20 protein-coding genes are annotated in these 22,271 nt (G+C 58.5%); 2 read left to right on the forward strand and 18 right to left on the reverse strand.

Annotated features, from left to right (window positions below; translation table 11 throughout):
• Nucleotides 1-34 precede the first annotated feature (34 nt).
• The 3 genes from htpG to ACVI9W_RS04225 form a co-directional block, all read right to left on the reverse strand.
• A complete protein-coding gene (htpG, locus tag ACVI9W_RS04215; RefSeq protein WP_461529288.1) occupies nt 35-1,939 on the reverse strand; it encodes a molecular chaperone HtpG in 1,905 nt (634 codons plus the stop codon).
• 105 nt (nt 1,940-2,044) lie between these two features.
• A complete protein-coding gene (locus ACVI9W_RS04220) occupies nt 2,045-2,506 on the reverse strand; it encodes a PaaI family thioesterase (protein ID WP_461529289.1) in 462 nt (153 codons plus the stop codon).
• The gene (locus tag ACVI9W_RS04225; protein ID WP_461529290.1) at nt 2,503-2,979 is read right to left on the reverse strand and encodes a PaaI family thioesterase; all 477 of its coding nucleotides are present in this window, start codon (nt 2,977-2,979) and stop codon (nt 2,503-2,505) included. Before ACVI9W_RS04225 ends, ACVI9W_RS04220 begins: the two co-directional genes overlap by 4 nt.
• 156 nt (nt 2,980-3,135) lie before the next feature.
• On the opposite strand from ACVI9W_RS04225, the gene ACVI9W_RS04230 reads away from it, so the two are divergent.
• Nucleotides 3,136-3,402, forward strand: coding sequence for a hypothetical protein (locus ACVI9W_RS04230; RefSeq protein WP_157193381.1), 267 nt, complete (start codon nt 3,136-3,138; stop codon nt 3,400-3,402).
• A gap of 73 nt (nt 3,403-3,475) precedes the next feature.
• Here ACVI9W_RS04230 and ACVI9W_RS04235 read toward each other — a convergent pair whose 3' ends face one another.
• The 11 genes from ACVI9W_RS04235 to sdhC all read right to left on the reverse strand — a co-directional run bounded on the left by ACVI9W_RS04235 (nt 3,476) and on the right by sdhC (nt 17,371).
• Nucleotides 3,476-4,219: a DUF599 domain-containing protein gene (locus tag ACVI9W_RS04235; RefSeq protein WP_461529291.1), complete on the reverse strand. Its 744-nt coding sequence runs from the start codon at nt 4,217-4,219 to the stop codon at nt 3,476-3,478.
• Between the two features lie 187 nt (nt 4,220-4,406).
• Nucleotides 4,407-5,720 (reverse strand): branched-chain amino acid transport system II carrier protein, encoded by a 1,314-nt coding sequence (gene brnQ / locus ACVI9W_RS04240; protein WP_038613105.1) that lies wholly within the window; start codon nt 5,718-5,720, stop codon nt 4,407-4,409.
• A 312-nt stretch (nt 5,721-6,032) separates the two neighbouring features.
• Nucleotides 6,033-6,917 carry a succinate--CoA ligase subunit alpha gene (gene sucD, locus ACVI9W_RS04245; protein WP_038613108.1) on the reverse strand — a complete coding sequence of 295 codons (885 nt, stop codon included), beginning with the start codon at nt 6,915-6,917 and terminating at the stop codon, nt 6,033-6,035.
• Complete coding sequence (sucC, locus tag ACVI9W_RS04250) at nt 6,917-8,083, reverse strand: ADP-forming succinate--CoA ligase subunit beta (RefSeq protein ID WP_038613110.1); 1,167 nt, start codon at nt 8,081-8,083, stop codon at nt 6,917-6,919. The genes sucD and sucC overlap by 1 nt, the downstream gene beginning before the upstream one ends.
• 174 nt (nt 8,084-8,257) lie before the next feature.
• Nucleotides 8,258-9,694: a dihydrolipoyl dehydrogenase gene (lpdA, locus tag ACVI9W_RS04255; RefSeq protein ID WP_107025469.1), complete on the reverse strand. Its 1,437-nt coding sequence runs from the start codon at nt 9,692-9,694 to the stop codon at nt 8,258-8,260.
• 94 nt (nt 9,695-9,788) lie between these two features.
• A complete protein-coding gene (odhB, locus tag ACVI9W_RS04260; RefSeq protein ID WP_157193386.1) occupies nt 9,789-11,009 on the reverse strand; it encodes a 2-oxoglutarate dehydrogenase complex dihydrolipoyllysine-residue succinyltransferase in 1,221 nt (406 codons plus the stop codon).
• 42 nt (nt 11,010-11,051) lie between these two features.
• Complete coding sequence (locus ACVI9W_RS04265; protein ID WP_422419139.1) at nt 11,052-13,883, reverse strand: 2-oxoglutarate dehydrogenase E1 component; 2,832 nt, start codon at nt 13,881-13,883, stop codon at nt 11,052-11,054.
• Between the two features lie 246 nt (nt 13,884-14,129).
• On the reverse strand, nt 14,130-14,834 hold the full coding sequence (locus ACVI9W_RS04270; protein ID WP_038613118.1) for a succinate dehydrogenase iron-sulfur subunit: 705 nt from the start codon (nt 14,832-14,834) through the stop codon (nt 14,130-14,132).
• Between the two features lie 12 nt (nt 14,835-14,846).
• Nucleotides 14,847-16,619: a succinate dehydrogenase flavoprotein subunit gene (sdhA, locus tag ACVI9W_RS04275; protein WP_038613120.1), complete on the reverse strand. Its 1,773-nt coding sequence runs from the start codon at nt 16,617-16,619 to the stop codon at nt 14,847-14,849.
• Between the two features lie 3 nt (nt 16,620-16,622).
• Nucleotides 16,623-16,991, reverse strand: coding sequence for a succinate dehydrogenase, hydrophobic membrane anchor protein (sdhD, locus tag ACVI9W_RS04280; protein ID WP_028945358.1), 369 nt, complete (start codon nt 16,989-16,991; stop codon nt 16,623-16,625).
• Complete coding sequence (sdhC, locus tag ACVI9W_RS04285; RefSeq protein ID WP_174446946.1) at nt 16,985-17,371, reverse strand: succinate dehydrogenase, cytochrome b556 subunit; 387 nt, start codon at nt 17,369-17,371, stop codon at nt 16,985-16,987. The genes sdhD and sdhC overlap by 7 nt, the downstream gene beginning before the upstream one ends.
• 350 nt (nt 17,372-17,721) lie before the next feature.
• Between sdhC and gltA the strand changes: the two genes are divergently transcribed.
• Nucleotides 17,722-19,011, forward strand: a complete 1,290-nt coding sequence (gene gltA, locus ACVI9W_RS04290) for a citrate synthase (RefSeq protein ID WP_038613122.1) — start codon at nt 17,722-17,724, stop codon at nt 19,009-19,011.
• Between the two features lie 177 nt (nt 19,012-19,188).
• Here the strand turns inward: gltA and ACVI9W_RS04295 are convergent, their stop codons facing one another.
• The 4 genes from ACVI9W_RS04295 to ACVI9W_RS04310 all read right to left on the reverse strand — a co-directional run bounded on the left by ACVI9W_RS04295 (nt 19,189) and on the right by ACVI9W_RS04310 (nt 22,219).
• Entirely contained in the window at nt 19,189-19,794 is a 606-nt protein-coding gene (locus ACVI9W_RS04295) for an START domain-containing protein (protein WP_461529292.1), read from the reverse strand.
• 32 nt (nt 19,795-19,826) lie between these two features.
• Nucleotides 19,827-20,081, reverse strand: a complete 255-nt coding sequence (locus ACVI9W_RS04300; protein WP_038613126.1) for a YkgJ family cysteine cluster protein — start codon at nt 20,079-20,081, stop codon at nt 19,827-19,829.
• 128 nt (nt 20,082-20,209) lie between these two features.
• Nucleotides 20,210-20,698, reverse strand: a complete 489-nt coding sequence (locus ACVI9W_RS04305; RefSeq protein WP_461529293.1) for a translation initiation factor 2 — start codon at nt 20,696-20,698, stop codon at nt 20,210-20,212.
• Between the two features lie 75 nt (nt 20,699-20,773).
• On the reverse strand, nt 20,774-22,219 hold the full coding sequence (locus tag ACVI9W_RS04310; protein ID WP_461529294.1) for an aminotransferase-like domain-containing protein: 1,446 nt from the start codon (nt 22,217-22,219) through the stop codon (nt 20,774-20,776).
• Between the last annotated feature and the right edge of the window lie 52 nt (nt 22,220-22,271).

Here is a 22,271-nt window from a genome sequence, read left to right on the forward strand (position 1 = left end):
AAAAGCCCGCCGAAGCGGGCTTTCCTGAGTCTACTTAAGCCGACAATTCGACCAGCAGCTTGTTCAGGCGACGAACGTACGCCGCCGGGTCCTTCAAGCTGTCACCTGCCGCCAGTGCGGCCTGATCGAAGAGGATGTGCGAGAAGTCCGCGAAACGGTCTTCGCTCTGCTCGTTGTCCAGCTTCTCGATCAGCGGGTGACCCGGGTTGAATTCGAAGATCGGCTTGGAGTCCGGCACCTTCTGCCCGCTGGCTTCGAGGATCTGGCGCATCTGCAGGCCGAGGTCCTGTTCACCAATGGCCAGGATCGCTGGCGAATCGGTCAGGCGGTGCGATACCCGCACTTCGCTGACGTTTTCGCCCAGGGCGGCCTTCAGACGCTCAACCAGGCCTTCCTTCTCCTTGGCGACTTCTTCCTGGGCTTTCTTGTCCTCTTCGGAGTCCAGCTTGCCCAGGTCCAGATCGCCACGGGCGACGTCGACGAAGTTCTTGCCGTCGAATTCGCTCAGGTAGCTCATCAGCCACTCGTCGATACGATCGGTCAGCAGCAGCACTTCGATGCCTTTCTTGCGGAAGACTTCCAGGTGCGGGCTGTTCTTGACCTGCGCGTAGGATTCGCCGGTGAGGAAGTAGATCTTGTCCTGACCTTCCTTGGCGCGGGCCAGGTAGTCGGCCAGGGAGACGCTCTGCTCGCCGCTGTCGTCGCTAGTCGAGGCAAAACGCAGCAGGCCGGCGATCTTCTCTTTGTTGGCGAAGTCTTCGGCAGGACCTTCTTTCATCACCTGACCGAAGTTTTTCCAGAAGCCCTTGTACTGCTCAGGCTCGTTCTTGGCCAGCTTCTCGAGCATGTCCAGCACGCGCTTGGTCAGCGCCGATTTCATCGAGTCGATGATCGGGTCTTTCTGCAGGATTTCCCGAGAAACGTTCAGCGACAGGTCGTTGGAATCGACTACGCCCTTGATGAAGCGCAGGTACAGCGGCAGGAACGACTCGGCCTGGTCCATGACGAACACGCGCTGAACATAGAGCTTCAGGCCGCGCGGCGCTTCACGCTGGTACAGGTCAAACGGTGCACGTGCAGGCACGTACAGCAGCGAGTTGTACTCAAGCTTGCCTTCGACCTTGTTGTGGCTCCAGGCCAGCGGGTTCTCGAAGTCGTGACCGATGTGCTTGTAGAACTCCTGGTATTCCTCGTCCTTGATCTCGGTACGCGGACGGGTCCACAGGGCACTGGCACGGTTGACGGTTTCCCACTCTACGGCCGGTTTCTCTTCGCCTTCAGCGGCTTCGACCTGTTTTGGCAGCTCGATCGGCAAGGCGATATGGTCGGAGTACTTCTTGATGATGTTGCGCAGACGCCAGCCGTCGGCAAACTCTTCTTCACCTTTTTTCAGGTGCAGGACGATACGGGTGCCGCGCTCAGCCTTGTCGATGGTGGCAACGTCGAATTCGCCTTCGCCCTTGGAGGACCAGTGCACGCCTTCAGCGGCCGGTGCGCCGGCACGACGGCTGAACACATCGACCTTGTCGGCGACGATGAAAGCCGAGTAGAAGCCCACGCCGAACTGACCGATCAGGTGCGAGTCTTTCTTCTGGTCACCGGTAAGGTGCTTCATGAAGTCGGCAGTGCCGGACTTGGCGATGGTGCCCAGGTGAGTGATCACCTCCTCACGGCTCATGCCGATGCCGTTGTCTTCGAGGGTGACGGTGTTGGCGTCTTTGTCGAAGCTGACGCGAATCTTCAGCTCGGCGCCGCCTTCGAGCAGCTCAGGCTTGGCCAGGGCTTCGAAACGCAGCTTGTCGACCGCGTCGGAGGCGTTGGAAATCAGTTCGCGAAGGAAGATTTCCTTGTTCGAATACAGGGAATGGATCATGAGGTGCAGCAGCTGCTTCACCTCGGTCTGGAAGCCCAGGGTTTCTTTTTGAGTTTCCACACTCATGGTCTTCAACACTCCAATCTGATGGCAGTTGTCGCTCGGCAGGCGGGCACGGCGGCCCGGGCCTGCTTTCACGGCGGGATGAGCAACAGATGGGGGCGCGAGAAGCTATTTCAAGGGCGCATTGATTTCTTCAATCTTGAAATGCGCCCGTGCGGTGGCAATCGGCTCATCCTGGTTGCCCTGCCAGGCGGTGATCGCAACGTTGGTCACCCGTCGCCCCTGGCGCCAGAGCTGGCAGCGGGCGTAGGTGTCGCGAAAATGTCCGGCGCGCAGGTAATCGATTGAAAAATCGATGATCTTCGGAATCGTCGCGCTCTCGGTGAAAATCAGCAGGTACAGGGCCGCCGACAGCTCCATGAAACCGGCGATCACACCGCCATGGATAGCGGGCAGCAACGGATTGCCGATGTTGTCCTTGTTGGCTGGCAAACAGAACAGTAAGTCGTCGCCCTGACGACTGCACTGGATACCAATCAATCCCGCATACGGGATCAGCTGCAACAATGGCTGGTAGTTTCCTTGTGCGTGAGCCTCTCGCAATTGCTGATGCACATGAGGAGGAATCATTGCGCACTCCCCTTCAGCGCGTTGCCGAAGTTCAGCCCGCCCTTCACACCTTTGCCCAAGCGCATGAAAGTGCCGACCACCTGAGCAATCGGCTGCTCGGGATCGTCCTGATAGGCCATACCGCGGGTAAAGATCACATCGCGGGTCACCCGGTAGCAGTGGGCGTGGCCGTAGATGTCCAGTCCGGCTTTGGCCGGGTGCATGTAGTCGATGCGCAGGTCGAGGGTCGGACAGACTTCGAACTCAGACAGCGCACAGAGCGTGGCCATGCCGCAGGTGGTGTCCATCAGGGTGGTCAAGGCACCTCCGTGAATGGCGCCGGTCTGCGGGTTACCGATGATTTTCGTCGAATACGGCAGCAACAGGGTCATGCCCTGTGCATCGGCGTGTTGCACACGCATCTGTAATATCTGGCAATGACGCAAGGCACCGAGGAATCGCTCAGCCATGGCCATCAATGCGGTCTCACTCATATCATTAAGGCCCTTGTGGTTATCAAGACAATGCACAAGCCTAGAAAAAAGTCTATATAGATCCAGTACTTATATATCTGTAATGTGAGTGGAACTTCTGTCCGTTACTTGAGCTCAAAGGAACAAGTAACTTATTTCCCCAAGGAGAAACACCCCATGCGTAAACCTTTTGCTTTTGCCGTAATGCTGGCCGCCGCTCTGGGTCTCGCTGCTTGCGATAAAGCCAGCGAAGACAAGGCTCAAGATGCTGCGCAACACACCGAGAACGCCCAGCAGAAGATGGACGAAGCTCAGGATAAAGTGAACGAGGCTGCAAAAGAAAACGCTGAAGCCGCCAAAGACAGTGCTGAAGCGCAACAGAAAGCCGCTGAAGAAGCCGCTAAAGAAGCTGCTCCCGCTGCTCCGGCCGAGCCTGCCAAGTAAGCAAGCGCCCTGGAACGAAAAAACCCGACAATTGTCGGGTTTTTTTATACCTGAGCGATTTAGCTTTAACGGTTCAGTTAGCAGCAGTTTCTTTATTCGCGTCCACCACCGGCGCTTCGGTCGGGGTATATACCATCACATCAAGCACATCGGAGTGAAACTCACGCCGGTACAGTACCAGGACAACCCCGGCACTCATCAGCATGAACAACCAGGGACTGATAAACCAACTGAGCATGGCCATGCCGAAATAATAAGAACGCAAGCCGAAGTTGAACTGGTTGGCAGCCATGGAAATGACCCGGGCAGCACGCTGGGCGAATGCCTTGCGTTCCATCTCGGTGACATGCCGCTCACCGATCATCGGTGCCGAGCCTACCAGCACCGCGGCAAAGTTGTATTGACGCATGCACCAGCTGAAGGTGAAAAAGGCATAGACAAACACCGTGGCCAGGCACAGCAGTTTGATTTCCGACATGCCCTGGGTCGCCTGCTGGACCAGCGGCAGGTCCGCCAGCAGCGATACAGCGCGATCCGAAGCACCGAGCACGGTGAGGATACCGGCAAGGATGATCAACGTACTGGAGGCAAAGAACGAGGCGTTACGTTCCAGGTTGGCGATCACGCTGGCATCGGCGATACGGTTGTCACGCATCAGCATGCGGCGCATCCAGTCTTCGCGGTACAGGTGCAGCACGCTGGCCAGGCACGCAGTATCACGGCCCTTCCAGGTGGCATAGCGGGTATAGCCGCCCCAGCAGACCACGAACCAGCAAGCCGCCAGCAGATGATTGAGATTACTTTGAATAAAGCTCATGCAAGGTCCCGGTAAAGTTTCGTGCACAGTAAAGCGCATTGACCGGCTTTCGACGCTTAGTCGCAGAAAAAGACACGTCCTCGAGCAAAAAACAAAAAAGCCCCGCATCCTTATGGATACGGGGCTCGGAATCTGCCCTGCCCGACGCGCTATGGCTTGTGGCCGACGTCAGGCGTGTGGCTTATTCTCAGGCCAGCGCTTCGCGCGGCTTGCCCAGCATGCGGTCACAGACTACCGCTACCGCCAGGGTCGCCACCGAAGGCACCAGCCAGGCCAGGCCCTGATCGCTCAATGGCAGGTGTGCCAGGGCATCTGGCAGCAGGTGCGCCAGGGTGGTGCCCTTGATGGCGTCAACCATGCCGAACAGCAGCGATACCAGCATCACCGGGGCCAGGATGCGTACCTGGGAGTTCCACAGTTCTTTGCAGAAGCTCAGACCCACCACCACGATGCATGGCGGATAGATAGCGGTCAGCACCGGAATCGAGAACATGATCAGCTTGGTCAGGCCCAGGTTGGAGATCAGCAGCGAGAAGCCGCACAGGATCACCACCAGGGCGCGGTAGGACAATGGCAAAACCTGGCTGAAGTACTCGGCACAGGCGCACGTCAGGCCCACGGCGGTAACCAGGCAGGCCAACGCGATCAGCACAGCAAGGAAGCCGCTGCCCAGGGAGCCAAAGGTGTGCTGCACATAAGCATGCAGAACCGCCGCACCGTTGGTAGCGCCAGCAGCAATTTCATGGCTGCTCGCGCCCAGACGGAACAGGCTGATGTACACCAGCGCCAGGCCGACACCGGCGATCAGGCCGGCAATGATGGCGTAACGGGTAATCAGCCTCGGCGACTCGACGCCACGGGAACGAATGGCATTGACGATAACGATACCGAACACCAGCGCGCCAAGAGTATCCATGGTCAGGTAACCATTGATAAAGCCCTGGGAGAACGCCGATGCCTCATAGGCTGGCAGTGCGTCACCGCTGGTGCCGGCCGGCAGCATGAATGCGGCAATGCCCAGGGCGGCCAGGGCGATGATCTTCAGCGGCGCCAGGAAGCGGCCTACGGTATCGAGCAACTTGCCCGGGTACATGGACACGGCCAGCACTACCAGGAAGTACACCAGACTGTAGATGAACAGCGCCGTCGGGCTTTCGCCGGTGAGCGGCGCCAGGCCTACCTCAAACGACACCGTAGCGGTACGCGGGGTGGCGAACAGCGGGCCGACCGACAGGTAGCAGACAGCCGCAAGCAAACCACCGGCAATCTTACCGATAGGACTGCTCAGCGCGTCCATGCCACCGCCAACTTTGGCCAGGGCGATAACCGTGATGACCGGCAGGCCAACAGCGGTGATCAGAAAGCCCAAGGCTGCCATCCACACATGCGGACCGGATTGCAGACCGACGATCGGAGGGAAGATGATATTGCCCGCACCGACGAACAACGCGAACGTCATAAAACCAAGCGCCAGGATGTCCTGGCCTTTCAACACTTTCATTAAGGAAATACCACACTTCTGAAATCGGGATTTAGAGAGGGATTTCCCCTTGGGTGAGGGAAATATGTAGCCCGTCCGGATGAGACAAGCCCTTTAAAGCATGCCCGTGCCCTTTTGGGGCACCGACACGAAAGTGCGCACAGTGTAACCAAGTTGCACCAACAGCGCACCGCTGCCAGACAAGGTGTCCGATGAGCGCATCTGTTTGTCGCCTTGATGACAGCAATCCGGGTGCCACCTGGTGCAACCCATAAAAGCACAAAGGCCACCCGAAGGTGGCCTTTGTGTCTGGAACGAAGGTTCAGCCGTAGCTTACTTCTTCACTTCCCAGCCAGTCAGCTCGGCCAGGGCCTTGCCGATGTCTGCCAGCGAACGCACGGTTTTCACACCAGCGTCTTGCAGTGCAGCGAATTTCTCGTCTGCAGTGCCTTTGCCGCCGGAGATGATTGCGCCGGCGTGGCCCATACGCTTGCCCGCAGGAGCGGTAACACCAGCGATGTAGGAAACCACAGGCTTGGTCACGTTGGCCTTGATGTAGGCAGCCGCTTCTTCTTCAGCCGAACCGCCGATCTCACCGATCATGACGATCGCTTCGGTCTTCGGGTCTTCCTGGAACAGCTTCAGGATGTCGATGAAGTTCGAGCCTGGGATCGGGTCACCACCGATACCAACGCAGGTGGACTGACCGAAACCGGCGTCAGTGGTCTGCTTGACCGCTTCGTAGGTCAGGGTGCCGGAACGCGAAACGATACCGACCTTGCCTGGCAAGTGGATGTGACCTGGCATGATGCCGATCTTGCACTCGCCCGGAGTGATGACGCCTGGGCAGTTAGGGCCGATCAGGGTAACACCCAGCTCGTCGCACTTGACCTTGGCATCCAGCATGTCCAGGGTAGGAATGCCTTCAGTGATGCAGACGATCAGCTTGATGCCGCCGAAAGCCGCTTCCAGGATCGAGTCTTTGCAGAAAGGAGCCGGAACGTAGATGACCGAAGCGTCAGCACCGGTAGCCGCAACGGCTTCCTTAACGGTGTTGAACACTGGCAGGCCCAGGTGAGTGGTGCCGCCTTTGCCCGGAGTCACGCCGCCAACCATCTTGGTGCCGTAGGCGATGGCTTGTTCGGAGTGGAAAGTACCTTGCGAGCCGGTGAAGCCCTGGCAGATGACTTTGGTGTCTTTATTGATCAGGACGCTCATTACTTGCCCTCCGCAGCTTTGACAACTTGTTGAGCAGCGTCGGTCAGGCTGGTTGCCGCAATGATGTTCAAACCGCTTTCTGCCAGTACTTTAGCACCCAGTTCAGCGTTGTTACCTTCCAGGCGAACAACAACCGGCACTTTCACGCCGACTTCTTTCACTGCACCGATGATGCCTTCGGCAATCATGTCGCAACGAACGATGCCGCCGAAGATGTTGACCAGAACGGCCGCAACATTGCTGTCGGACAGAATGATCTTGAAGGCTTCGGTAACGCGCTCTTTGGTAGCACCACCACCTACGTCGAGGAAGTTGGCTGGCTTGCCGCCGTGCAGGTTGACGATGTCCATGGTACCCATGGCCAGGCCAGCACCGTTGACCATGCAGCCAATGTTGCCTTCCAGGGCCACGTAGTTCAGCTCGAAGCTGGCAGCGTGAGCTTCACGAGGGTCGTCTTGCGACGGGTCGTGGAAGGTTTTCAGCTTAGGCTGACGGTACATGGCGTTAGCGTCGATGTTGATTTTCGCATCGAGGCAGTGCAGATCGCCGTCGGCCTTGATGACCAGCGGGTTTACTTCCAGCAGGGCCAGGTCGTGTTCTTTGAACAGCTTGGCCAGGCCGACGAAAATCTTGGCGAACTGTGCAACTTGCTTGCCTTCCAGACCCAGCTGGAACGCCAGTTCACGACCTTGGAATGGCTGAGCGCCAACCAGAGGATCGATAGTAGCCTTGATGATCTTCTCAGGAGTGTCGTGAGCGACTTTCTCGATGTCCACGCCACCTTCGGTGGAAGCCATGAACACGATACGACGGCTCGAACGGTCGACTACAGCGCCCAGGTACAGCTCTTTGGCGATGTCAGTGCAGGATTCGACCAGGATCTTGGTCACTGGCTGACCGTTGGCATCAGTCTGGTAAGTCACCAGACGCTTGCCCAACCACTGCGCAGCGAACGCCTTGGCGTCTTCTTTGCTGCGAACCAGCTTGACGCCGCCCGCTTTACCGCGACCACCGGCGTGAACCTGGGCTTTGACAACCCACTCGGTGCCACCGATCTTTTCGCAGGCTTCTGCGGCAGCTTCAGGGGTGTCGACTGCGAAACCCTTGGAAACTGGCAGGCCGTATTCAGCGAACAGCTGCTTACCCTGATACTCGTGAAGATTCATGCTTTTTACCGTCTTCGTTAGGTACTGCGCTTCGGCGCTGCCTCTTTACGAGTGCCGCGCCACCTGTGACCACTTGCCCCCGGTATGCTCCGGGAGTTCGAGTCCGGCGGACTTTCCGCGGTGAGTCATGCACGCAAGACTCACGACGGGCCACCCGCCGTGGTTTCTTATTGTTTAACGCTTCTTACGGTTGGCTACGTGAATGGCACCGCCATTCACAGCCAGCGCGGCTTCATGCAGCGCTTCGGACAGGGTCGGATGGGAGAAAACCATCATGCCCAGATCTTCGGCGCTGGTGCCGAATTCCATTGCGATTGCACCCTGCTGCACCAGTTCGGCAGCCGATGGGCCAATCACGTGTACACCCAGAACGCGGTCGGTCTTGGCATCGGCGATGACCTTGACGAAACCACCGGTGTCGTTGGCAGCCATCGCACGGCCGCTGGCCGCGAACGGGAAGGTGCCCACGTTAACCTCAACGCCTTCAGCCTTCAAGGTTTGTTCGGTTTTACCGACCCACGCGATTTCCGGGTGAGTGTAGATAACCGAAGGGATCAGGTCGTAGTTCATCTGGGCTTTGTGGCCCTTGATGCGCTCGACAACCATGATGCCCTCTTCCGAGGCTTTGTGCGCCAGCATCATGCCACGAACCACGTCACCAATGGCGTATACGCCCGGTACGCTGGTCGCGCAATGATCGTCGACGAAGATGAAACCACGCTCGTCGATGGTCACGCCGCTGTCGGCAGCCAGCAGATCAGTGGTCACCGGACGACGGCCGACCGCAACGATCAGCTTGTCGAAGGTGATTTTCTGTTCGCCGTTGGCATCGGTGTAGGTCACTTCGACTTCAGCGCCGTTGACCTTGGAGCCAGTCACGCGAGCGCCCAGCTTGATGTCCAGACCTTGTTTGGTCAGGGTCTTCAGGGCTTCCTTGGAGACGGCGGTGTCAGCAGCCATCAGGAAGGTGTCGAGGGCTTCCAGAACGGTAACTTCTGCGCCCAGGCGAGCCCAGACCGAACCCAGTTCCAGACCGATAACGCCAGCACCGATAACGCCCAGGCGCTTAGGTACAGCTTGGAATTCCAGGGCGCCGGTGGAGTCGACGATGACGTTCTGGTCGACCGGAGCCGGTGGAATGTCGATCGGACGCGAACCGGAAGCCAGGATCACGTTTTCGGCTTCGATGATTTCGGTGGTGCCGTCAGCCTTGGTGACTTCGACTTTCTTGCCAGCCAGCAGTTTGCCGTGGCCCTGGATCGAAGTAACGCCGTTGGCCTTGAACAGGGTGGCAACGCCGCCGGTCAGGTTCTTGACGATGCCAGCCTTGCGGCCAACCATCGCAGCGACGTCCATTTTGACTTCGCCGGTGGAGATACCGTGGACGTTGAAGCTCTCTTTGGCTTCCTTGTACTTCCAGGAGCTGTCCAGCAGCGCCTTGGACGGAATGCAACCCACGTTCAGGCAGGTACCGCCGAGGGCCAGTTTGCCTTCGCCGTCAGTGTACTTCTCGATACAGGCAGTGCTCAGACCGAGTTGCGCGGCCTTGATTGCAGCTACGTAGCCGCCAGGACCTGCGCCAATCACTACCACGTCGAATTTCTGGGTCATAAAAGATTCCTTTTAGCTTCAAGCCACAAGCTGCAAGCAGCAAAACGACCGGCTTCCGGGGGAAGCATGGCGCTTGCGGCTTGCAGCTGTTTTTTTAGATGTCCAGCAGCAGACGAGCCGGGTCTTCCAGCAGGTTCTTGATGGTCACCAGGAAGGTCACGGCTTCTTTACCGTCAATCAGGCGGTGATCGTAGGACAGTGCCAGGTACATCATCGGACGGATAACGACCTGACCGTTGACGGCCATTGGACGCTGGATGATGTTGTGCATGCCCAGGATAGCAGCCTGTGGCGGGTTGACGATCGGGGTCGACATCATCGAGCCGAAGGTACCACCGTTGGTGATGGTGAAGGTACCGCCGGTCATTTCGTCGATCGACAGTTTGCCGTCACGTGCCTTCTTGCCGAAGGTAGCGATGCCGTTTTCGATCTCAGCCAGGCTCATCAGCTCGGCGTTACGCAGAACCGGTACCACCAGGCCACGGTCGCTGGAAACGGCAACGCCGATGTCCGCGTAACCGTGGTAGACGATGTCGGAGCCGTCGATCGAGGCGTTGACAGCCGGGAAGCGTTTCAGCGCTTCGGTGGCGGCCTTGACGAAGAACGACATGAAGCCCAGGCGAACGCCGTTGTGAGTCTTCTCGAACAGGTCCTTGTACTTCGAACGCAGAGCCATGACTTCGGTCATGTCGACTTCGTTGAAGGTGGTCAGCATGGCCATGTTCGACTGTGCTTCGACCAGACGCTTGGCAACGGTGGCACGTACGCGAGTCATCGGTACACGCTTCTCGGTACGATCGCCAGTAGCAACGATCGGCGCAGCAGCGGCAGCGGCAGGCTTGGCAGCTGGAGCGGCAGCCGGAGCGGATTTCTTCGCTTCGATGGCAGCTACAACGTCTTCCTTGGTGATGCGACCGTCTTTGCCGGTGCCCTTGATGCTGTTCAGCGCGATGCCGTTCTCTTCGGCCAGCTTGCGAGCAGCCGGAGCGCCGATGGCGTCTTCGTCGCCGGCAGCAGCGGCAGGTGCAGCAGCGGCAGCAGGAGCGGCGGCAGCGGCAGGTGCAGCGGCAGCAACGCCACCTTCTTCGATCGAGCCCAGGACTTCGTCGGAGAGAACGGTTTCGCCCTCGCCCTTGACGATAGCGCCCAGTACGCCGTCAGCGGTAGCCAGTACTTCCAGGACAACCTTGTCAGTCTCGATGTCGACGATCAATTCGTCACGCTTGACCGCTTCGCCCGGTTGCTTGTGCCAGGTGGCAACGGTGCCATCGGCAACCGATTCCGGGAAAGTAGGGGCTTTGATCTCGATAGCCATTATCAGTGGTTCCTTAAATTCGGTTTCTAGTGCGCGATGGCATTAAACGGTGAAGGCATCTTGCAGCAGTTTTTCCTGCTGCTCGGCGTGCATCGATGCGTAACCACAAGCAGGTGCTGCCGAAGCATCACGACCGGCGTATTCCAGGACCAGCTCTTTATTGTGGCGGGTCAGGATACGACGCATGTGGTGCTGGCTGCTGTACCAGGCGCCCTGGTTCATCGGCTCTTCCTGGCACCACACCACATCCTTGAGATTGGTGTACGGCGCGAGAATTTCGACCAGATCGTCCTCAGGGAATGGATACAGCTGCTCGATACGCACGATGGCGATGTCTTCGCGGCCTTCGGCACGGCGTTTTTCCAGCAGATCGTAGTAGACCTTGCCCGAGCACAGGACCAGGCGGGTGACCTTTTTCGGATCGAGGGTATCGATTTCCGGGATCACAGTCTGGAACGAGCCTTCGGCCAGATCTTCCAGGGTCGAGATGGCCAGCTTGTGGCGCAGCAGCGACTTCGGAGTCAGTACGATCAGCGGCTTGCGCAGCGGACGGATGACCTGACGACGCAGCAGGTGGTAGATCTGAGCCGGCGTGGTCGGTACGCATACCTGGACGTTGTGCTCGGCACACAGCTGCAGGTAACGCTCCAGACGTGCCGAAGAGTGCTCAGGCCCCTGCCCTTCATAACCGTGTGGCAGCAGCATGGTCAGACCGCACAGACGGCCCCACTTGTGCTCGCCGCTGGTGATGAACTGGTCGACAACTACCTGGGCGCCGTTGGCGAAGTCGCCGAACTGGGCTTCCCAGATCACCAGCGCGTTTGGCGTGGTGGTGGAGTAGCCGTATTCGAAGGCCAGGACCGCTTCTTCGGACAGGAACGAATCGAACAGGTCGAAACGTGGCTGGCCTTTGTAGAGGTTCTGCAACGGAATGTAGGTGCTGGCGTCCTTCTGGTTGTGCAACACCGCATGGCGGTGAGAGAAGGTGCCGCGACCGATATCCTGACCCGTCATGCGAATCGGGTGACCTTCGAAAGCCAGGGTGGCGTAAGCCATGGTTTCGGCGTAGCCCCAGTTGATCGGCAAGCCACCGGCCTGCATCTTCTGGCGATCTTCGTAGATCTTCGAAACCTGACGCTGAACCACGAAGCCTTCCGGCAGCTCCAGCAACTTGGCCGACAGCTCCTGCAGGGTCTTCAGATCGAAGCGGGTGTCGTGACGCGCGGTCCAGGCGTGGCCCAGATACGGACGCCAGTCGACGAACAGCTCTTTGTTCGGCTCTTTGACCAGGCTCTTTACTACATGCAGACCGTTGTCCAGCGCGTTGCGGTACTCGTCGACCTTGGCCTGGACGCGTGCGGCATCAAGGCTGCCCGACTTGGTCAGGGCGTCAGCGTACAGCTCGCGGGTGGTGCGCTGCTTGGCGATCTGCTGGTACATCAGCGGCTGGGTGCCATTCGGCTCGTCGGCCTCGTTGTGGCCGCGACGACGGTAGCAGACCAGGTCGATGACCACGTCACGCTTGAACTGCATGCGGTAGTCAACGGCCAGCTGGGTCACGAACAGCACCGCCTCTGGGTCATCACCGTTCACGTGCAGGATCGGCGCCTGAATCATTTTGGCGACGTCTGTAGCGTACTCGGTGGAACGCGAGTCCAGCGGGTTGCTGATGGTGAAACCAACCTGGTTGTTGATCACGATGTGCACGGTACCGCCGGTCTTGAAACCGCGGGTCTGCGACATCTGGAAGGTTTCCATGACCACGCCCTGACCTGCGAATGCAGCGTCACCGTGGATGGAAATCGGCAGTACCTTGTCGCCAACGCTGTCGTTGCGACGGTCCTGACGGGCACGTACCGAACCTTCAACCACTGGCGAAACGATTTCCAGGTGCGAAGGGTTGAACGCCATGGCCAGGTGAACTTCACCGCCGGCGGTCATCACGTTGGACGAGAAGCCCTGGTGGTATTTAACGTCACCGGAACCCAGCTCGACCTTCTTCTTGCCTTCGAACTCGTCGAACAGCTCGCGCGGGTTCTTGCCGAAGGTGTTGACCAGCACGTTCAGACGGCCACGGTGGGCCATGCCGATGACAACTTCCTTGGTACCGTAGGAGCCGGAGCGCTGAATCAGCTCGTCCAGCATCGGAATCAGGCTTTCGCCGCCTTCCAGGCCGAAACGCTTGGTGCCCGGGTATTTGGTACCCAGGTACTTTTCCAGACCTTCTGCTGCGGTTACGCGCTCGAGCAGGTGGCTCTGGACATCCGCAGAGAAAGCCGGGCGGCCACGAACGCTCTCCAGACGCTGCTGGAACCAGCTGCGCTGCTCGGAATCGACGATGTGGGTAAATTCGGCGCCAATGGTGCGGCAATATGTCTGCTGCAAAGCGTCGAAAATTTCGCGTAGGCTCGCTTCCTCTTTGCCGATGAACAGGTCGCCGGCACGGAAGGTCGTATCAAGATCGGCATTGGTCAAGCCGTAGTGATTGATCGACAGGTCTACTGGCGCAGGGCGCTGCCACAACCCCAGGGGGTCGAGCTTGGCGGCTTGGTGGCCGCGCATACGGTAGGCCTGGATCAGTCGCAGAACTTCAACCTGCTTCTTCTCGTGTTCACTGCTCACGCTCCCGGCGGAAACCGGTTGGGCGCGGCGCTGGTTCTTTGCCAGCAGTACGAAATGGTCGCGGATTGTAGAGTGCGATACATCGGTAGCGGTGCTGCCTTCGGCGGGCAACTTCTGGAAGTAAGTGCGCCACTCTTCTGGCACAGCGTTAGGGTCGTGCAGGTAGAGCTCGTAGAGCTCTTCCACATATGCAGCGTTACCACCTGAAAGGTGGGCGCTTTCCCACATGCGCTGCATCACGCTTTCTTGCATGCTTGGTCACCCTCGGTTAGGGGACGGATCGGCGAGAGCCATAGCAAGCCTGGAAAAGTCCCAATGCAGCGACCGAACCAAGCCACCAAGGATCCCACAGATTTTCCGGGTACCAGCCCGGAAGCCCCTGCTGGTCTCATATCTTCATAGGTAAAAGCTCGGGCTTTTTGAGCCCTCGCTCGAGTTTCACCTTGGTGCGGGCAAGGGCCCGCACCTTGGCGTGCTACGGGTACAACACTTTAAAAATCAGACACCGCTCTGCAGCAACATGTTACGTACGTGGCCGATCGCCTTGGTCGGGTTCAGACCTTTAGGGCAAACGTTTACGCAGTTCATGATCCCGCGGCAGCGGAATACGCTGAACGGGTCGTCCAGCGAAGCCAGACGCTCCTGGGTCTTGGTGTCACGGCTGTCGGCCAGGAAACGGTAGGCCTGCAGCAGTGCAGCTGGACCGAGGAACTTGTCAGGGTTCCACCAGAACGATGGGCAGGAGGTCGAGCAGCAAGCGCACAGGATGCACTCGTACAGACCGTCCAGCTTCTCACGCTCTTCCGGCGACTGCAGACGCTCGATGGCCGGAGCCGGCGTGTCGTTCTGCAGGAATGGCTTCACCTTCTCGTACTGCTTGTAGAAGATGCTCATATCAACGACCAGGTCACGAATGACCGGCAATCCAGGCAGCGGACGGATGATCAGCTTGTTACGCTTGACCACTGCCGACAGCGGCGTGATGCAGGCCAGGCCGTTCTTGCCGTTGATGTTCATGCCGTCGGAGCCGCAAACACCTTCGCGGCAAGAACGACGATACGAGAAACCTTCATCCTGTTCTTTGATCAGTGCCAACACATCCAGCACCATCAGGTCTTTGCCACCGGTATCGACCTGGAACGTCTGCATCTTCGGCGCAGAGTCGGTATCGGGGTTGTAACGATAGACTTCGACTTGCAACATAGCGACCACCCCTTAGTAAGTCCGGACTTTTGGCTCGAACGCCGGTACGGTTTTCGGCGCGAAGTTGACGGCGCGCTTGGCAACCCGTTTTTCGCCCGGGAAGTACAGGGTGTGGCACAGCCAGTTTTCGTCGTCACGGTCTTCGAAGTCTTCACGGGCGTGGGCGCCGCGGGACTCTTTACGCACTTCTGCAGCGATTGCAGTGGCTTCAGCGACTTCCAGCAGGTTCTGCAGCTCCAGCGCTTCGATACGCGCGGTGTTGAAGGCCTGGGACTTGTCGTTGATCTTGACGTTGGCGATACGCTCACGCAGTTGCGCCAGCTGCTCGATACCCTTCTGCATGTATTCGCCAGTACGGAATACACCGAAGTAGTTCTGCATGCAGCTTTGCAGCTCGCGACGCAGGGTAGCCACGTCTTCACCGGTATTGCGCTCGTTGAGCTTGTTCAGACGGCTCAGGGCAACATCGATATCGGTGTCGCTGGCGTCGAGGTATTCGATACCGTCGGACAGCGCTTTTTCCAGGTGCAGGCCAGCAGCACGGCCGAAGACAACCAGGTCGAGCAGCGAGTTGCCGCCCAGACGGTTGGCACCGTGAACCGATACGCACGCCACTTCACCCACCGCGAACAGACCCGGGATGATCTGGTCAACGCCATCGGCGTCCTGAGTCATTGCCTGACCATGAATGTTGGTGGCAACGCCGCCCATCATGTAGTGGCAGGTTGGAACAACAGGAACCGGAGCAACAACCGGATCAACGTGAGCGAAGGTCTTGGACAGCTCACAGATACCTGGCAGGCGGCTGTGCAGAACTTCTTCACCCAGGTGGTCGAGCTTGAGCATCACGTGGTCGCCGTTAGGGCCACAGCCGTTACCGGCGATGATCTCTTTAACCATGGAACGGGCCACAACGTCGCGACCGGCAAGGTCTTTGGCGTTAGGCGCGTAACGCTCCATGAAACGCTCGCCGTGCTTGTTGATCAGGTAACCGCCTTCACCACGGCAACCTTCAGTAACCAGTACACCGGCACCGGCGATGCCGGTCGGGTGGAACTGCCACATCTCGATGTCCTGGACCGGAACGCCTGCACGCAGCGCCATGCCGATACCGTCACCGGTATTGATCAGCGCGTTGGTGGTGGAGGAGTAGATACGACCTGCACCGCCAGTGGCCAATACGGTGGCCTTGGCTTTGATGTACATGGTTTCGCCGGTTTCGATGCAGATCGCAATCACACCGACGAAAGCGCCTTCCTTGTTCTTCACCAGATCAACGGCGTAGTACTCGTTCAGGAAGGTGGTGCCTGCTTTCAGGTTGCCCTGGTACAGGGTGTGCAACAGCGCGTGACCGGTACGGTCGGAAGCGGCACAGGTACGGGCGGCCTGGCCACCTTTACCGTAGTCCTTGGACTGACCACCGAACGGACGCTGATAGATACGGCCGGTTTCGGTACGCGAGAACGGCAGACCCATATGGTCCAGTTCGAAGACCGCAGCCGGGCCTTCCTGACACATGTATTCGATAGCGTCCTGGTCACCGATGTAGTCGGAGCCCTTGACGGTATCGTACATGTGCCAGCGCCAGTCATCGTTCGGGTCGGCCGAAGCGATGGCGCAGGTGATGCCACCCTGGGCCGATACGGTGTGCGAACGGGTCGGGAAGACCTTGGTGATCACGGCAGTCTTGTGACCACCCTGAGCCAGCTGCAGCGCAGCGCGCATACCGGCACCACCACCACCAACGATGATGGCGTCGAATGAAATCGTAGGAATGTTAGCCATGAATCAGATACCCCAGAGAATCTGCACACCCCAGACGAAGTACGCGAACATCGCGACACCACATACCGCCTGGAACAGGAAACGTACGGCAGTCGCCGACTTGCCCAGCGCCATCGGCGTCAGGTAGTCGGTAGCAATGGTCCACATGCCGACCCAGGCGTGAGCGCCCAGGGCAACCAGTGCCAGCAGACTGAAAATACGCATCGCGTTGTTGGAGAACAGAGCGTGCCACTGGGCAAACTCGATGCCCGGGTGCGCGACCAGGTATCCGATCAGGAAAATGAAATAAGCCGCGAGAACGACCGCAGAAACGCGCTGCGCCATCCAGTCATAGAGGCCCGAACGCGAGAGGTTCGTGACGTTGGTTACCATATCCAAACTCCTGCCAGCACAATCACCACCACGGAAACGGCGATGATAATTTTTGAGCCCAGTCGGCCGCCTTCCAGCGTTTCACCGATGCCCATGTCCATGATCAAGTGGCGCACACCGGCTACCAAGTGATACAGCAAGGCGGACAGGAGGCCCCATGCCACGAACTTGGCCAGCGGACTGGTCAAGCATGCCTTCACCTCGGCGAAACCTTCCTCCGAACCCAGGGATTTGCCCAATGCATAAAGCATGATGCCAAGGCCCAGGAAGAGGATGATGCCGGATACACGGTGAAGAAATGACGTAACGCCGGTAATGGGGAGTTTGATGGTCCTTAGGTCTAGGTTTACAGGTCGTTGGCTTTTCACGGCTTTTTTCACACTGAAGAGCCCCTAGCAAGCAGGGCAAAGTTGTTGGTAAGTGTACTGGTCAGGTACCCACCACCCAGGGAGTGACGACCCCAGCAACACGGGCTTGCAAGCCCCTGGCGGTCGGGGGCCGATTATAGACAGTTAGGCTACTAATGACAACGCAAGGCCCTAGCCCAAATAGCGCATTGCCTTTAGCGGATAAAAGGCGTAAACGGACGGCAATTTCGAGGAAAAACCGTGCCCAAAGCCCTTTACAACCGTGCTTTAGGCAAATTGACATTCGAATTTATCTCACTATAGTGGTGCGGGCCCTGCGTGGGGGGTCTGTCTGATGATTTCAAGCATTAATAGGAGGCCACATGGCTGACAAAAAAGCGCAGTTGGTCATCGAGGGCGCAGCCCCCGTCGAGCTGCCCATTTTAACCGGCACCGTTGGTCCCGATGTTATCGACGTTAGAGGGTTGGGGGCCACGGGTCACTTCACTTTCGACCCTGGTTTCATGGCGACCGCATCCTGCGAGTCGAAGATCACTTATATCGACGGCGACAAGGGTATCCTGCTGCATCGCGGCTATCCGATCGAACAGCTCGCTGAAAAATCCGATTACCTCGAGACCTGCTACCTGCTGCTCAACGGCGAACTGCCGAATGCCGAGCAGAAGGCCCAGTTCGTCAGCACCGTGAAGAATCACACCATGGTGCACGAGCAGTTGAAATCCTTCTTCAACGGCTTCCGCCGCGACGCCCACCCAATGGCCGTCATGTGCGGTGTGGTCGGCGCCCTGTCGGCGTTCTACCACGACTCGCTGGACATCAATAACCCGCAGCACCGCGAAATCTCCGCGGTTCGCCTGGTCGCCAAGATGCCGACTCTGGCGGCGATGGTGTACAAGTACTCCATGGGTCAACCCATGATGTACCCGCGCAACGACCTGTCGTACGCGGAAAACTTCCTGCACATGATGTTCAACACCCCGTGCGAGATCAAACCGATCAGCCCGGTACTGGCCAAGGCAATGGACCGGATTTTCATCCTCCACGCCGACCACGAGCAGAACGCATCGACCTCTACCGTCCGTCTGGCAGGTTCCTCGGGTGCCAACCCGTTCGCCTGTATCGCTGCCGGTATCGCTGCACTCTGGGGCCCGGCACATGGCGGCGCCAACGAAGCCGTACTGACCATGCTCGATGAAATCGGCGATGTCTCGAACATCGACAAGTTCATCGCCAAGGCCAAAGACAAGAACGATCCGTTCAAGTTGATGGGCTTCGGTCACCGCGTCTACAAGAACCGTGACCCACGTGCCACCGTAATGAAGCAGACCTGCGACGAAGTCCTGCGCGAGCTGGGCATCAAGAACGATCCGCAGCTGGAACTGGCCATGCGCCTGGAAGAGATCGCCCTGACCGATCCATACTTCATCGAGCGCTCGCTGTACCCGAACGTCGACTTCTACTCGGGGATCATCCTCAAGGCGATCGGCATTCCGACCAGCATGTTCACCGTGATCTTCGCCCTGGCGCGTACCGTCGGCTGGATCTCGCACTGGAAAGAAATGCTCTCCAGCCCGTACAAGATTGGCCGTCCACGCCAGCTGTACACCGGCTACGAGTCGCGTGACATCACCAAACTGGAAGACCGCAAGTAAGCCCTGCGCTGAACACGAAAAAAGGCTGCCCTCGGGCAGCCTTTTTTTATTGCGGTGGGAGCGGGCTTGCCCCGCGATCGCGATTTGGACTGACACACCGCAATCGCGGGGCAAGCCCGCTCCCACAGGGATACAGTCACCGCAAATCACAAACCTCGATCAACTGTACACCTCAAATCAAGGCTTCTCAGCCTTCGCCTTCAACGCTTTCAAGGTATTGAATGGCGCATCCACGACAAACTTGTTCGCCACCATCGACGGCACACTGCCACCTGGCTCGGTGTGCACCTGGTACGTCACCTCGGTACCACCGTCCCTGGGCTGCAGCTTCCAGAAACCCTGAACCTTGGCCACGCGCACAAAGCCTTTTTCTTCAGGCAGATACTTCGGCACACCTTCAAGTTTGCGGGTCAAGCTGCCATCCGCTTCCTCAGTGGTGGTGACGTGCAGAATGGAGTCGCGCGGGGTGACCGGCCATGGCGTATTGAACTGGGTGTAGGTCCAACTCTGATTGCCCTCGGTCTTGAGCAGCTTTTGCGACTTGCACTCATGAATCCAGGCGCAAGCACCCACGACGTCTTCCTGCAGGGCCCTGACTTTTGCCAGCGGCGCCTTGATCAGCGTTACGCCGCGATAGGCCTTGTAGTCGGAACCGGCAACCTCAGTCAGATCGACCTTGATTCCGTCTTCGCTCTTGGCCTGCTTCCAGTCCTCGGCCTGGGCCAACGGCAGCAGCGCTGCGCTAAGGCCCATGATCAGTGCCACTTGCTTAAACGATCCCATTCTGTTGTTCCTTATTGTCGAAGATCCACGTTTCAAGCCGCCGTCATTTGCTCCAGCCATCCGAGGATCCTGATCGCCTCATCGCGATCGCTGCCGCACACTTCCACATCAGCCTTGAAGCCGCCACACACCGCGGGGCGTTCGGGCTTGCCGAACAACCCGCACAAATTAGCGAGCGACAGATGCAAGCAGCGCTCACCCGCCGGCTTGCCCTTGGGCATACCGGGAATCGGTGAGCTGATGGAGGGCGCGATGCAGCAAGCGCCACATCCTTCACGGCAGTTCATGACAACAGAATCCTCGGCACAGCAAATGATCAATGAATCGGAATAGTAACCGCTTAAACGGTCGTTTGAAATTGCTGGAAACATGAAAACTGGCCTGACCCGCCATGACTGACGGGTCAGTGCGACAACTACTGCTTGAACTCGAACTCGATCGCCGCACCCTCGATATCCTGCTGGCGCGCATCATTGCGCAGCTGCAGCTGCATTTCGTTGCTCAGCAGGCGACCGTTGAGCTGAAACGGGCTGTCGGCAGGAGGCTTCTCGCCAAACAGGTAAGGCAGCAGGGGCTTGGGCGTAGACACCGGATCCTGGGTCGCCGGCTTGAGGTCCTTGACCATTTCGACCGGCAAACGCAGGTCCACTTTGGCTCTCGGCAAGGGTGCCGGGGCAGCCCTGGATGACTTTGCCGCTTTATGTCGGACCGGTTTGGCAGCCGGCTTTTTACTCACCGGTGCCGGCTTGACCTGCTTTTGCTGGACGTTCGGCTTGGCTTTTGTCGAAGTGTTGGCCGGCTTGCCTGGTGTTGCGGCAGGTGGCGTCTGGGCCACAGCATTCCCGGTACCTGCCAGAAGACCCAGCAATGACAGGAACAGGCCAACCCGAGACAAGGCTTTCATAGACACCGAAAATCATCCGCAAAGAGCTATATGCTCCTCGTTCCCGAGAGGGCTGGCAAGTTTATGGCATAACACCTAGAAAAAGTTTGCCGCCCCCGACTCCTGACACAGCTGACTGGCCAACAGACCCAGGGTCATCAAGGCGCGGTCCGCTTCGCGGTTCCAGGGAATCCCGCAGTTCAGGCGGATACAATGGTTGAACTGCTCGGTATTACTGAATATCAGTCCCGGCGCGATACTGATCCCCTGCTGCAGCGCCCGCACATGCAGCTCCTGGGTATTGACTCGCCCAGGCAGGCTCACCCAGAGAATGAAACCGCCGGTCGGCCGGGTCATCTGCGTGCCTTCAGGGAAATGCTGCTGCACCGCCAACTGATAGGCGCTGAGGTTCTTCCGGTACTCCTGGCGGATGTAACGCAAGTGCCGGTCGTAGCCACCATTTTCAAGATATGAGGCAACCCCCATCTGCGTCACACTGCAGGCCGAGTGCGTGGTGAAAGTCTGCAAGCGCTGGATTTCCGCCTGGTATTTACCGGCAATCATCCAGCCGATACGCACCCCGGGCGACAAGGTCTTGGAAAAGCTCGAGCAGTAAATCACCCGCCCCAGGCGATCAAACGCCTTGAGCGCTTTGGTCTTGCCCTGCTCGAACATCAGTTCGCCATAAATATCGTCTTCGACAATCTGGATATCGAAGTCCGAAGCCAGACGCAGCAATTGCTTCTGCCGATCTTCCGGAATAGTGCCACCGAGCGGATTGCTTAGCCGCGCGGTCAATACCAACGCCTTGATCGACCACTGGTTGGCCGCAAGCTGCAGAGCCTCCAGGCTGATACCGGTAGACGGATCGCTGGGAATCTCGATGACCTTCAGCCCCAACAGATCGGCCAGTTGCAGCAAGCCATAATATGTCGGCGACTCGGCGGCGATCAGGTCACCCGGCTTGGTCAACACCCGCAGCGACATCTGCAACGCATCGACACAGCCATGAGTGACCACCACCTCGCTGGGGTCAACCACCACGCCGGCATCACGCATGCGGATGGCGATCTGCCGGCGCAACGGCTCAAAGCCCGGGCTGAACATATAGCTGAACGCCCGCGGGCTATGGAAACGGGTGACCTTGGCCAATTGTTGATGCAGGGCCCGCACCGGTAAATAGTCGACATGGGGCACCGCCGCGCCGAACGGGAACACGCCGTCGCGCCGGGCCTCGGTCAGCACTTGCTGGATGATGCTGCTGCGGGTGACCAGACCGGGGCGCTCGACCCGGGCGATATCCGGGGTCTGCGCAGTCAGCGCCGGGGTCTGGTGCACATAATAGCCAGACTGCGGACGAGCCCGGATCAACCCCTGGTCTTCCAGGTTGGCATAGGCCTGCAACACCGTGGCATGACTGACGTTGAGCTGCGAACTCATCTTGCGCACCGACGGCACCCGCTCACCTGGTTGATAGACACCACGACGGATGTCTTCGGCCAGTTGCTGGGCGATACGCTGATAGAGCAGCAGGTTGGTCATGATCGGTTCTCGACACGCAGGCAATGTAGTTATTTTTGTACGACTCGAAGAT

The organism is Pseudomonas sp. 210_17 TE3656 (genome assembly GCF_054821965.1).